The 13,032-nt window shown below is 47.8% G+C and carries 12 protein-coding genes; 9 read left to right on the top strand and 3 right to left on the bottom strand.

Annotation, left to right across the window (positions count from 1 at the left end):
• Positions 1 to 29: 29 nt before the first annotated feature.
• Positions 30 to 1,283, top strand: a complete 1,254-nt coding sequence (locus HP399_RS27015; protein WP_173618437.1) for a CynX/NimT family MFS transporter — start codon at positions 30 to 32, stop codon at positions 1,281 to 1,283.
• A gap of 72 nt (positions 1,284 to 1,355) precedes the next feature.
• Here HP399_RS27015 and HP399_RS27010 read toward each other — a convergent pair whose 3' ends face one another.
• The 3 genes from HP399_RS27010 to HP399_RS27000 form a co-directional block, all read right to left on the bottom strand.
• Positions 1,356 to 1,880, bottom strand: a complete 525-nt coding sequence (locus HP399_RS27010) for a GNAT family N-acetyltransferase (protein WP_173618218.1) — start codon at positions 1,878 to 1,880, stop codon at positions 1,356 to 1,358.
• Between the two features lie 139 nt (positions 1,881 to 2,019).
• The gene (locus HP399_RS27005; RefSeq protein WP_228088369.1) at positions 2,020 to 2,712 is read right to left on the bottom strand and encodes a matrixin family metalloprotease; all 693 of its coding nucleotides are present in this window, start codon (positions 2,710 to 2,712) and stop codon (positions 2,020 to 2,022) included.
• A gap of 439 nt (positions 2,713 to 3,151) precedes the next feature.
• A complete protein-coding gene (locus tag HP399_RS27000) occupies positions 3,152 to 3,715 on the bottom strand; it encodes a hypothetical protein (protein WP_173618217.1) in 564 nt (187 codons plus the stop codon).
• Positions 3,716 to 4,103: 388 nt separating this feature from the next.
• Between HP399_RS27000 and HP399_RS26995 the strand changes: the two genes are divergently transcribed.
• From HP399_RS26995 to HP399_RS26960, 8 genes are all read left to right on the top strand, one after another.
• Positions 4,104 to 5,060, top strand: a complete 957-nt coding sequence (locus tag HP399_RS26995; RefSeq protein WP_173618216.1) for an ROK family protein — start codon at positions 4,104 to 4,106, stop codon at positions 5,058 to 5,060.
• Positions 5,061 to 5,164: 104 nt separating this feature from the next.
• Positions 5,165 to 6,229, top strand: a complete 1,065-nt coding sequence (locus HP399_RS26990; protein WP_173618215.1) for a Gfo/Idh/MocA family protein — start codon at positions 5,165 to 5,167, stop codon at positions 6,227 to 6,229.
• A gap of 72 nt (positions 6,230 to 6,301) precedes the next feature.
• On the top strand, positions 6,302 to 7,894 hold the full coding sequence (locus HP399_RS26985; RefSeq protein WP_173618214.1) for a glutathione ABC transporter substrate-binding protein: 1,593 nt from the start codon (positions 6,302 to 6,304) through the stop codon (positions 7,892 to 7,894).
• 67 nt (positions 7,895 to 7,961) lie between these two features.
• Entirely contained in the window at positions 7,962 to 8,885 is a 924-nt protein-coding gene (nikB, locus tag HP399_RS26980) for a nickel ABC transporter permease (protein WP_173610526.1), read from the top strand.
• Positions 8,886 to 8,904: 19 nt separating this feature from the next.
• Entirely contained in the window at positions 8,905 to 9,795 is an 891-nt protein-coding gene (locus tag HP399_RS26975) for an ABC transporter permease subunit (protein WP_173618213.1), read from the top strand.
• An 18-nt stretch (positions 9,796 to 9,813) separates the two neighbouring features.
• Positions 9,814 to 10,806, top strand: coding sequence for an ABC transporter ATP-binding protein (locus HP399_RS26970; RefSeq protein WP_173618212.1), 993 nt, complete (start codon positions 9,814 to 9,816; stop codon positions 10,804 to 10,806).
• Entirely contained in the window at positions 10,799 to 11,761 is a 963-nt protein-coding gene (locus HP399_RS26965) for an ABC transporter ATP-binding protein (RefSeq protein ID WP_173618211.1), read from the top strand. The genes HP399_RS26970 and HP399_RS26965 overlap by 8 nt, the downstream gene beginning before the upstream one ends.
• Positions 11,762 to 11,783: 22 nt before the next feature.
• Positions 11,784 to 12,986, top strand: a complete 1,203-nt coding sequence (locus tag HP399_RS26960; protein ID WP_173618210.1) for an ROK family transcriptional regulator — start codon at positions 11,784 to 11,786, stop codon at positions 12,984 to 12,986.
• The last annotated feature ends 46 nt before the right edge of the window (positions 12,987 to 13,032 follow it).

The raw sequence follows: 13,032 nt of genomic DNA, 5'->3' as shown, positions 1-13,032 counted from the left end.
TCCACTCTAATAGACTAGGAGGGAAAATGATGAGCACTCAAGATATAAAATCAAATCCAAGTGTTACTAGATCAGCGGTTTGGGTAGTTATTGTAGGGATAATATTTATTGCAGCTAATTTACGGGCTCCTTTAACCTCGGTGGGGCCACTAGTTGGTCTTATTAGGGACGATGTTCATATTTCGAATACGCTAGCAGGTATGATTACCACGTTGCCTCTACTAGCCTTTGCACTTTTTTCTCCTTTTGTTCCTAAATTAGGACGAAAGTTTGGAGTAGAAGTAATGATTCTAATTTCCATCATCCTTCTTAGTTTTGGGGTTTTTATGCGTTCCCTCTCAGGAATCGCTACTTTATATATCGGTACTGCTGTTCTTGGATTGGCGATTTCCGTTTCTAATGTATTGTTACCTAGTCTTATTAAACGAGAGTTTCCTAGACGCATTGGTTTAATGACTGGTGTATATTCCGTTTCTATGAATTTATTGGGAGCAATAGCATCTGGTATTAGTGTTCCCATTGCAGTTGGAATAGGAATTGGATGGCAAGGGGCATTGGGTATATGGGGCATTCTTAGTTTGGCATCTGTATTATTTTGGTTACCTCAAATGAAACGCAGCAATAGGGAAACAGCTGCCGTTCAAAATCAATCGGCTGATAGCAGTGTGAATTTATGGCGTTCCGCACTAGCATGGCAGGTAACCTTGTTTATGGGACTCCAATCTATGCTTTTCTATGTACTTATCACATGGCTACCTGAAATCTTAAAACAGCAAGGAACAAGTTCAGATCAATCTGGTTGGTTACTTTCCATTATGCAGTTAGCCTTACTGCCATTTACTTTTGTCGTTCCGATTATCGCAGGGCGTATGTCCAGTCAACGTTCATTAGTTACGATTACGACAATTTTGCTTTTAACTGGAACGCTTGGATTACTTTACGGAAGCTCGAATTTTATTGTTTGGTGGATCATCATGCTGGGAATTGGTGGAGGTTTTGCATTTAGTTTATCGATGATGTTTTTTGGCTTACGAACAGAGAATGCTCAACAGGCTGCCGAGCTATCCGGTATGGCTCAATCAGTTGGATACCTGCTCGCTGCAATAGGCCCGACCCTTTTCGGATATCTGCATGATGTAACGGATAGCTGGACTGTTCCACTTCTACTTTTGGTTTGTGCGTCAATCTTGCTCTTTATATTTGGTCTAGGTGCAGCTAGAAATCGTTCTATTGGTTCAAAGGCAACGACTCCACCGAGTACAATACCGCCAAAAGCGATGTAAGTAAATCATTTCATAGGTACGGGCATGCTATGGAAATCAGCGGATTTGCTCGGGAGTCCATCTTAGATACGCTTACTTCTCCAACGAATAAATGCAGTCACTCACCATCTTACCTGCAATTTCAGTGCTTTCGGGCACGATTTTATCCAGCTTCATTCCAGCCTTCTCCAAAACGCGTCGTGAAGCCACATGTTCTTCAGAACAAACAGCCGTAAATTTTTTGAATCCAAAAGTATCTACAGCAAAATCAAATACGCGTCTGATTGCTTCCGTTGCATAGCCCTTGCCTTTGAATCCGTCCAGTATGATGAAGCCTACTTCCGCAGTGAGAGTTTCTCGGTTACGAGTGCAGATGCTAATCAAGCCAACATCGTTACCGGAGTCGGTTTCACGTATGATCCAGGTTAGCCAGTGGGTCGATTCTAGGCTCCACGGAGCGAGTTCTTTCTCAAAGTTACGGCGGATATCTTCATCGCTCATGGTCGCTCCGATATGCTCCATCAGTGTCGGGTTGGAATAGATGGAGCGGATCAGCTCCCAATCGGGTAATGCCACTTTGGTGAGAGTCAGGCGCGCACTGAGAATTTGATTATTCATGGCGATTCTCCTTTGGTAATTGTTAGGAATATTTATAATAGTATACGCAGATGAATGAGAAGGAAAGGAGTCAATCAGCAAGAGTGGGGCTGTTCATCAAAAAAGGCCGTCGACTTTCTCGACAGCCAAAAGAGGTCCTTTATCGACTATAGATGTTTCTAAGCTCATTGATGTCGTTTTGGGTAGGACCAGTGATTCTCGTTAACCAAGAGTTATTCATGATCGAGTGATCCGACCTATGATTTAGTCGCAGCACATGTCCAATCTCATGAGTAGCCAAAGCTTCTAAATAAGCGGCGTTTCTGTTGCTCACTCTGTTCCATTGGATGACTGTGCCACCAGTTATTCTGGAACCATTCGATTGCCACCAGCCAAATCCATCATACCCCCTCGCATAACCTTCACCTAAGGTAATGGGAGCATTTTGTGTTGGTGTTAATGAAACAATGCCTGTGTTGTTCCAATTCCGTATGGCATTTTCATAGGCCTGTCTGAGAGCAGGGATATTCGTCGTAATGGTTACCTGATACGAAACGAAGGGCTTGTTTTGATCGGTTGCAGGTGGGTTTCCATTAATAAAAGCAGACGCAACATAGTATTTCACGCCGTTTTTCTCGTAGAAGAACCATCTATTATCAGGGGCACTTGTCCAATAGTCCGTTAACGAGGTGCCTCGGGTCCAACCAGAAAATTGTACACGGGTATTTAGTTGAAGCCTGTCGATGATAGCAGCAGAAGTAGTCGGTCCGGTACGGATATTGACAGGGATCGGAGCGGATACACCGCTAAAATCTACGCGATATTCGGATTGATCCTGTGCGTTTGTCGGCATAACAAAATATCCATTTACAAGAGTGACAAGAGTAATAGTGAACAATAAAAGTTTACCCAAAATTCTTTCTAACATCATGAGACTCCTTTCCAAGCAAGAGTTTTCGTGTTTCCCAGTACAGTTCTCTGTGGACCTCCTTCTCATTTTTTTTTGATTACAAAAACAATTTCATTCCTACTAGTCCATCTCTTTTAAGTAGTTTAAAATTGTTTTTCTAATGGTAAAATACGAATCCAGTATTTTCAAGTTAATTACAAAAAATTTACAATAATAGAACTTCTTTACCATGTTTTCTAATCGTTCATGCCATTTCAATAGTCGTTTTTTACCGAAATTTGTCGGGGGGTCTGATCAAAAAGGATGAATGGGGGAATAAAAAAACCTACCCTTTTACTAAAGGGTAGGAGTTGGATACGGTTTTCCAATTATTCTGATTAGCCTATAGGCGCTTGATCAGGTTCATATTCCCCGAACTTCTGATCACAATCCATCCGTCAGGAATAGGCGAGCCTAGCATCACCCATACCTCCTGACCAGAAGAAACGTTGTTCAAATTTTTAATCAGGTTCATAGTCCCAGTACTTCTGATGACAACCCATCCGTCAGGCATAGGGGAGCCGAGCATCACCCAAACTTCCTCATTAGAAGAGGCGCTGTTCAAATTTTTAATCAGGTTCATAGTCCCAGTACTTCTGATCACGACCCATCCGTCAGGCATAGGGGAGCCGAGCATTACCCAAACCTCGTAACCGGCAGGAGCATTGTTGATATCCTTAATCAGGTTCATATTGCCAGAAGATCTGATTACGACCCAACCGCTTGGAATAGGGGAGCCGAGCATTACCCAGACTTCCTGACCAAATGCGGCATTTTTGATTATTGTTTTTTGGGAGGCTGGCGCCTTCTCCTGTAGAGGTAGAGATGCCCCTTGGGCTTGTGCGGCTACACTTGGTACAGCGACAACTGAGCTTAATGTCAGGATGATCAAGGCTTTTTTAAACATGAACATCAACCTTTCAAGATAGTGGTAAAGTAGCTCCGAAACGATCATCGAGTGGATGCCAGATGTTGCGGTACTCCATCACATATAGAAGATGGATATCATCGCCCCTCTCCAAGAATGCCTATATATACCATTTTATAGGATATCTATTCCTTTTACTTTAGGAGATATTGTCGAATGGTAGACAAAGTAGAAACATTTTTTGTGACGGGATTTATCACAACGCACGATTTGTGAAAAGAGCGAGAGATAATAGCTACGCCCCTATTTTTCTGAATAATCTGGACGAAAGAAAGGTAGTGTGCTACAAATAAAGCTAAGTTGAATTTATAAAGTCATTGGAGAAATTAACTTTAAAACAGCAAAGGTGAACGAAGGAGAGACGAGCATGGCAAAAGAAGAATATGCGATTGGACTGGACCTGGGTGGGACCAAAATCTTGGCTGGTTTGGTTGATCGCACAGGCAGGATAATTGCACAAAAGCAGCTGCCGACCTTAGCGGAAGAGGGAGAAAAAGCAGTGGTCGAAAGGGTGTTGTCTGCTACTGATGATGTCCTATCAGCAAGCGGCATCGATCCCCAAAAAGTACGCGGCGTAGGAATTGCTTCAGCTGGGGTGATTAATAGCGCGAACGGTGAAGTAGTATTTGCGAGCAATCTAGGCTGGCGAAATGTACCGATTGGCGCCCTGATCCAGCAGAGGTTCGGACTGCCCGTCCGGCTGTTCAATGATGCGAATGCAGCGGCAATCGCGGAGTGGCTATGGGGCGCAGGAGCTGGCACCCAAAATATGATCTATGTCACCGTCAGCACAGGCGTAGGGGCAGGAGTGATCAGCGACGGTCGATTGGTTTGCGGGCGGGATGGGAGTGCGGGTGAGTTTGGCCATATCTCGATCGATTGGAACGGACCGCCATGTCGCTGCGGCAATCGAGGCTGCCTGGAAAACTACGCATCGGGTACTGCCATTGAAAACGCCGCTCGCCACAAGCTGGCAACCACAAATGGGCCAGTTACGGCCAAAGCAATCAGGGAGACTGCGCTAGCAGGAGATCCTTTCTCCAAGCAACTCATCAAGCAAGCAGGGTTTTACTTGGGAGTTGGAGCAGCCAATCTAATCTATTTGTTTAATCCGGAGGTTATCGTCTTCGGAGGTGGAGTGATGAACGCGTCTACCATACTCATGCCGGAAATTGAGAAGAGCATGAGGGAGAGATGCATCGCTGGACTGGCGCAGGAGGTACGTGTCATTCTTAGTCAGATCGGGGTGGAAGCTGGAGTGATGGGAGCGGCAGGGGGAGTTTTTGCGCTAGATCAACCAGGAGAGAAAACATCAAATTTTTAATGGAAATCCGTATTGCAAAAATTAAAACAATTTTGTATCATTTTATTAATTACTCCACTGAAAAAACTAATTAACAGATGAGAAGCAAGGAGGAAGACAACATCATGGCAAAAGTGAGAGTTGCGGTGATTGGTGCAGGATCAATTTCAGACATGCACTTGCAATCGTACCAGCAAAACGAGCGTACAGAAATTCGTGCCGTCGTCGACTTCAACGAGGAGCGCGCACGGGAAAAAGCACAGAAGTACGGGGCCAAAACCTACTACAGCAAGCTTGAGGATGTTTTCACAGATGAACAGGTAGACGCTGTGAGTATTTGTACGTGGAACAACACGCACGCAGATATTGCTATCGCTGCCCTTAGAGCGGGTAAGCACGTGCTTTTGGAAAAGCCTTTAAGTACAACAGTTGAAAGCGCTCTCCTGATAGAAGAGGCCGTAAAAGAGAGTGGCAAGCTGCTCCAAGTAGGTTTTGTGAGAAGGTACGATACGAATGCGCAATTGCTCAAGCAGTTCATCGATGCGGGCGAGCTGGGGGAGATTTATTACGCGAAGGCATCCTGTCTGCGTCGTTTGGGCAATCCGGGAGGCTGGTTCGCTGACAAGGACAGATCTGGCGGAGGTCCACTCATCGATCTCGGCGTGCATGTCATTGATCTGTGCTGGTACTTGATGGGCTGCCCAAAAGTAACGACCGTCAGCGGCAATACATACAACAAGCTGGGCAATCGCGCCAACGTCAAAAATCTCTCCTTTTACAAAGCAGCTGACTACGATCCTTCCCAAAACACTGTCGAGGATATGGCCAATGCACTCATTCGCTTTGAAAACGGAGCGTCCCTTTTCGTGGATGTGAGCTATACACTGCATGCGAAAAAAGACGAGTTGGTCGTCAAGCTGTACGGAGACAAGGGAGGCGCAGAGGTGGAGCCAGAGCTGTCCATCATTACAGAAAAGCATAACACGATCCTAAATGTCTGCCCGCAGATGGATAAATTATCATTTGATTTCAAGCGAGGCTTCCAAAATGAGATCGATCACTTCATCGCATGCATTTTGGGTGAAAAAGAAACACTTAGCCCAGTACAGGACGGCGTGGAAATGATGAAGATTCTGTGCGGCATATACGAATCAGCTGCGACCGGAAGAGAAATCGTATTTACCCGATAACCGGCAGGCTAGGCCTATCCATGGACATCCAGATATCACCCATAGAGTAGACGAAGACAAGGGGGAAAAGATATGAAAAAAGCATCGTTTTTGCGAACCGCATCCGTCTTACTTTTTTCAGTGGCTTTACTTTTCGGATGTTCCAGTGGCGGTGGTAGTGGCAGTAATAGTGGAACTCCGGCAGCTTCCAATGGGGGGACAACGACGGGAGCGCCGCAAAAGGATCAGATGGTCATCGCCGTAAACGAAAACTTTATCACGATGGACCCGCAAAATACAGGGGATGCACTGTCATCAGGTGTCCAAAGCGCGATGTTTGAAGGGCTTCTGATTTATGACAAGGATTTGAAGCTCATGCCAGGTCTATCGACTGAATATTCGGTTAATGAAGATGCGACAGCGTACACCTTCAAGCTCCGGCAAAACGTGAAGTTCCATGACGGTACTCCATTCAATGCCGAAGCGGTCAAAATCAATTTCGACCGGATGAGCAACAAAGACAACAACTTGAGAGCCTATCGAAACTACAAATACATCAAGTCTACAGAGGTTGTCGACGAGCACACAGTGAAAGTGACGCTGAACCAGCCGTTTTCCGCGATGATCAACAAGTTCACGACGGGAATCATCAGCCCGGCGGCTCTGGAAAAGTACGGCAAAGACATTACCAAAAATCCAGTCGGTACAGGTCCATATAAATTCGTGGAATGGGTACAGGGTGACCATCTGACGGTAGAGCTGAATCCAGATCACTGGAACAAGGGAGCAGCCAAGGTCGGTAAAATCGTCTACAAGCCCGTTCCTGAAAACGGCTCCCGCGTAGCCATGCTGAAGACGGGTGAGGCCGATGTCATTTATCCGTTGCCGGAGCAGCAAGTAGAGACACTGAACGGAGCAGAGGGAGTAAAGGTAGAGCGCACACCATCTACGATCACACGCTATGTCTCGATTAATATGCTGAAAAAGCCGTTTGATGATCCGCGTGTACGCCAAGCGATCAATCATGCAGTGGACAAGGACGCGTTCATTAAAGTCGTGAAATCCGGGTATGGCGCACAACTGGAATCCGTGATGTCCCCGACGATTGCCCACTATGCGAAGCAAGGCGCCTATGAATACAACATCGAAAAAGCGAAGCAGCTTTTGAAAGAAGCAGGCTACGAGAACGGCTTCACAACGGACATCTGGGGCAATACGAACTCGGATACGATGAAGGGCATGCAATTCATTCAGCAGCAATTGCAAAAGGTCGGCATCACCGTTGAAGTGAAATCGATGGAAGAAGCGACGCTGTCTGATGAAATCTACGGCATCAAGTCGCCAGAAGAAGCAAAAATGAACATGTGGTACGTAAGCTGGTCCTCTGCTGATCCAGACAATGCGATGCGTTCGTTGTTTAGCAGCGAGAACTTCCCGCCTGCGGGAGCGAACACGGCTTTCTACAAAAATGCCCTTGTCGACCAAAGCATCAAGGAAGCGACACAATCGTCAGACCAAGACAAGCAAAAGCAGCTGTATGGCGTCGTGCAAGAAAATGTGTTTAAAGATGCACCATGGATTTTCCTCGCAGTCGATGAAATCTTGTACGGAAAACGCGCGAACGTGAACGGTGTTTATATCACACCGAGTGGCGGCATCTATGTAAGAGAAGCGGCGTTCCAATAATACTTGAAGCAGCGTTCGGGCATTGTCTGCCGCTGGGCGCTGCTTTTCTTTTAGGAGGAACCGTACCATGTTCCGTTATATCGTGAAGAGACTCATCGAGATCATCCCGATTATTTTTGTCGTGTCATTGCTCATTTTCTTCTTTATCCATCTAGTTCCGGGTGATCCTGTTCGCTTGGCGGCGGGAAAAGAAGCGACCTTGGAAGAGATCGAGCGGGTGCGTCAGGAGTTGGGCTTGGATAAGCCATTGCTTACCCAGTACGTCAACTACATGCAAAACCTGCTGACAGGAAATTTGGGACACTCCTTGAAGACGGGGCTTCCCATTAGCGATATGTTTGAAAACCGTTTTTCTGTAACGATGACGTTGACATTTATGAGCCTGGGCTGGGCCTTGGTGCTCGGACTGTTGATTGGGACGATCTCTGCTGTTTTCCGCAATAAATGGCCGGATTACGTAGGGATGCTGACGGCGATTTCTGGTATTTCCTTGCCTGGATTTTGGCTGGGGCTCATTCTCATACAGGTTTTTTCTGTCACGCTGGGCTGGTTTCCCACAGGTGGGGTCGAGAGCTGGAAAAGCTACGTGCTCCCCTCGTTAACCTTGGGAGCAGGAATCATGTCGATGCTGGCTCGTTTTACCCGTTCCTCCCTGCTCGAAACATTAAAGGAAGATTTTATCCGAACAGGTCGGGCAAAAGGGTTGAAGGAATCCGTAGTCGTTCGCAAGCACGCCCTGAAAAATTCGATGATTCCGGTCGTGACCATCGCCGGATTGCAATTCGGCTTTTTGCTAGGCGGATCGGTTGTCGTAGAGACGGTGTTTAGCATTCCGGGTATGGGGCGTCTGTTGATCGATTCCATTGCTTTTCGCGATTATCCGGTCGTACAGGCAGTCATCCTGTTGTTTTCACTGGAGTTCATTCTCGTGAATCTGCTGGTAGACATCTTGTACAAGGCACTGAATCCGAAAATCCGTTATGACAGCTAATGGCAAGGAGGTGACGTAAATGGAGGTAGTAAAAGAAATCGGGCATAACGTTGTAGTTCCCACGGAAAAGAAATCCCGAGCCCGCGAGTTTTGGAAGAAGTGGAAAAAGCAAAAGACAGCATTCTGGGCTGGGTTTTTTATCTTGTTTTTGTTTGTGATAGCACTGTTTGGCCCATGGATCGCACCGTATGATCCGTACGAGCCGAACTATGATGTGACGTTGCAGACTCCTTCCATGGAACATTGGGCAGGGACAGATGAATACGGACGGGATATTTTGAGCCGCATCATTGTAGGAACGGGTATCTCTCTTGGCGTCAGCTTTTCTTCTGTGGTGGTCGGCGCAGTGGTTGGAACGGTATTAGGCTTGATTAGCGGATATTACGGCGGGTGGCTGGATCGCCTCATCATGCGGTGGAGTGACGTCATGTTTGCTTTTCCCGACTTGCTGCTCGCAATCGCCATTGTTGCGATCCTCGGCCCGGGATTAACGAATGTAGTCGTAGCGGTCGCGGTGTTCAGTATCCCATCGTTTGCTCGTTTGATTCGCGGCAATACATTGGCTGCCAAGGAAGCGGTGTTTGTAGAAGCGGCGCGGTCTATGGGGGCAAAAAGCAGCCGGATTATTTTCCGGCACATCTTTCCAGAGACCGTCTCTAGTATGATCGTCTTTTTTTCCATGCGGATCGGTACCTCGATCTTGGCAGCATCCAGTCTCAGCTTTCTCGGTCTGGGGGCAAAGCCGGAGAGTCCCGACTGGGGGGCGATGCTCAGTATGGGGCGTGATTATCTCGCCACTTCTCCTCATGTGGTCATCATTCCCGGGATTGCGATCTTTTTGACCGTGCTGGCGTTCAACCTGGTTGGGGATGGCTTGCGCGATATTTTGGACCCGAAAACGAAGAACTAAACGAGGGAGATGGGGCAGATGAGTGAGAACATCATGGAAGTAAAGCATCTGCAGACGCAATTTACGAGAGACAACCAGAAGACAGTCGTCCTCGATCATGTCAGCTTTCATATAAAAAAAGGCGAGGTGCTTGGACTAGTTGGCGAATCGGGCTGTGGCAAGAGCGTGACCTCCTTGTCGATCATGCGCCTGTTCAAGGACACGACTGGTGAGATTACCAATGGCGAGATTGTTTACAACGGTACGAATTTGCTCTCGATTTCGGAGAGTGATATGCGCCGTATTCGCGGAAAAGAAATCTCGATGATTTTTCAGGAGCCGATGACCTCGCTCAACCCGGTGATGAAAATCGGAGAGCAATTGATGGAAGCCATTCGTTTGCATCTCGGCTACTCCGACCAAAAGGCGCGAGAACAAGCAGTGAGCATGCTGACAAAGGTGGGCATTCCGCGACCAAGCGAAATTATGGGGGAGTACCCGCATCAGCTCTCTGGCGGTATGCGACAGCGCATCATGATTGCGATGGCGATGTCCTGCAATCCCAACCTGTTGATCGCCGATGAGCCAACGACTGCACTCGATGTTACGATACAAGCCCAAATCCTCGACGTAATGAAGCAGCTTCAGGCTGAAGAGCATATGTCGATGCTGTTGATCACGCATGATCTGGGCGTCGTGGCAGAGATGTGCAACCGTGTCGTGGTCATGTACGCAGGGCGTGTCGTGGAGGAAGCTTCTGTTTACGACTTATTCGACGAACCCAAGCATCCGTATACCAAAGGCTTGATCGGCTCTGTCCCCAAAATCGGGCAGAAGCGCGCGCGGCTGGATTCGGTTCCGGGCAACGTACCGACACCAAACAATATGCCGAAGGGCTGCAAATTCGCTCCGCGCTGCAAGGACGTCATGCCTGTTTGTTGGGAAAAGGAGCCCGCCATTACGATGGTGGAAGAGGAACGTTCTTGCCGCTGCTGGCTCTATCAAGAGGAAGGTAGGGATGTTCATGTCTAAATCACTGGTCGTGGTAGACGGTATCAAAAAAACGTTCCCGATTGATAGCGGTCTATTAAGCAGCAAAAAAAGCGTAAAAGCCGTAAATCACGTTTCGTTTGAGATCAAGGAAGGCGAGACGTTCAGTCTGGTCGGAGAGAGTGGCTGCGGCAAGTCGACGACAGGGCGCTTGGTCACACGACTTTTGATGCCGGATGAGGGCAAGATTTGGATCAATGGAGAAGAAATCTCCAAGATGAACGAAACGAAGCTGCGGGAAGTGCGCAAGCAGGTACAGATGGTTTTTCAGGACCCGTACGCCTCGCTGAATCCGCGGATGAAAATTCGCGATGTGGTAGCAGAGCCTCTTCTCATTCATACGAAGCTGTCTCCCCAAGAGCGGGATCGGATTGTCGCCGAAATGCTCGAGGTCGTCGGGCTCTCCAGCTATCATGCGGAGAAATTCGCCCATGAATTCAGCGGAGGGCAACGGCAGCGCATCGGAATCGCTCGCGCCTTGATTTTGAAGCCGAAGCTGATCGTCGCGGATGAGCCAGTCTCTGCCCTCGATGTGTCGATTCAATCGCAAATCTTGAATTTGCTAAAAGATTTGCAGGAAGAATTTCATTTGACCTATTTGTTTATTTCCCACGATTTGAGCGTGGTCGAGCATATTAGCGACAAGATCGGCGTGATGTATTTGGGGAGTCTCGTAGAATCCGGCCCGAAGGAAACGATTTTTGCCAATCCCGGGCATCCATATACAAAAGCGCTGCTCTCTTCAGTTCCGATTCCTGATCCACGGGCAAAGCGGGAGCGGATCATTTTGCAGGGAGATGTGCCGAGCCCGGTGAATCCGCCGTCAGGCTGTCTGTTTCATACGCGCTGTCCGTTCGTGATGGACATATGCAAGACGACACCACCTGCATTGCGGGAAGCGGCAAACCGAAATCATTTTGTCGCCTGCCATTTGTGATTTGAATAAAAGGGATGGTTACATGCGTAGGACGGGTGATTTAAAGCTGATCCAAGAACTGAATCGCTCCATCATATTAGATACGATCCGTCATTACGGCCCCATTTCCCGGAGTGAAATAGCGAAGCGGAACAAACTGAGTCCTACTACCGTGACCTCGGCTGTCAGTGAGCTGATTCGTGACTCGTTCGTATGCGAGGTGGGAACAGGAGAGTCAAATGGCGGACGAAAACCGATATTGGTCCAGTTTTCTCCTGATAGTCGCTTTCTGATCGGCGTTTCGATCTCTGGCTCGAAGATTACCATTGCCGAAATGAATCTGGAAGCTGTGGTCAAACGAAAGGAAGTTCACTCGATCAAGCCATACCAAGGGGAGAGCGTCCTCGCTTATTTGATGGACATCATTGAGCAATTTATGCGTGGAGCCGCGAGTCTGGAGACATGCATGGGAATCTCGATTGTCACACAAGGCATCGTGGACTCGGTCCATGGGGTGATTCGCTACAATCCAAAGCTCCGCTTGCAGAACGCCCCTGTTAAAGAAATGATCGAGCAGCGTTTCCAGTTGAAAACCTGGCTGGATAACGACACGAATGCGTATTTGCTCGCCGAGAAGACTATCGGGGATTTCAGTCATTATCAAAACATGCTGTATGTCACGATTGGGGATGGATTGGGAGCCAGTATTTTGATGAACGGTGCCATCTACAGGGGCTTTAAAGGCGGGGCCGGTGAGTTCGGTCATACCACGATTGATCGGGCAGGTGTGCGGTGCGACTGCGGAAATGTAGGCTGTCTGGAAAATTACGTGAGCTGGCCAACGATTTACTCCAAGCTGGTCTCCTCGCTTGCGAAAGGAAAGACGAGCCGCATCTCGGATTTGGTGGAGCAGGATGTTGGCCGAATTACTCCTGCGGTATTTCGTCAGGCTTTGGCAGAGCAGGACCCGCTTGCGGTCAGCATTTTGGAGGAAACCGCTTCTTATTTGGCTTCGGGGCTGGTCAATCTGATTCATTTGTTCAATCCGGAGGTCATTATTCTGGGCGGTGAGATTGCCTTCGAAAATGAGCTATTGATTGCCAAAGTAAAAGACTACGTAAGGGAATACGCGCATGGAATCCTGACGGAGGAATTGGAGATTCGGCCGAATTCGTTGGGTGAAAATGTAGAGGTCGCAGGAGCTGCCGCTGTTTTATTACAGGATACGTTTCAGTTTTCGCTATAAGAGGGTTGTGTCGAGCAGTCCACAAAGCTCGAGGAAAGGGGGAGCG

It is taken from the genome of Brevibacillus sp. DP1.3A (assembly GCF_013284245.2).
In the GTDB taxonomy this organism is placed as follows: domain Bacteria; phylum Bacillota; class Bacilli; order Brevibacillales; family Brevibacillaceae; genus Brevibacillus.
Note: the sequence above shows the minus strand (reverse complement) of the source record. Positions and strands in the feature narration are given on the sequence as shown.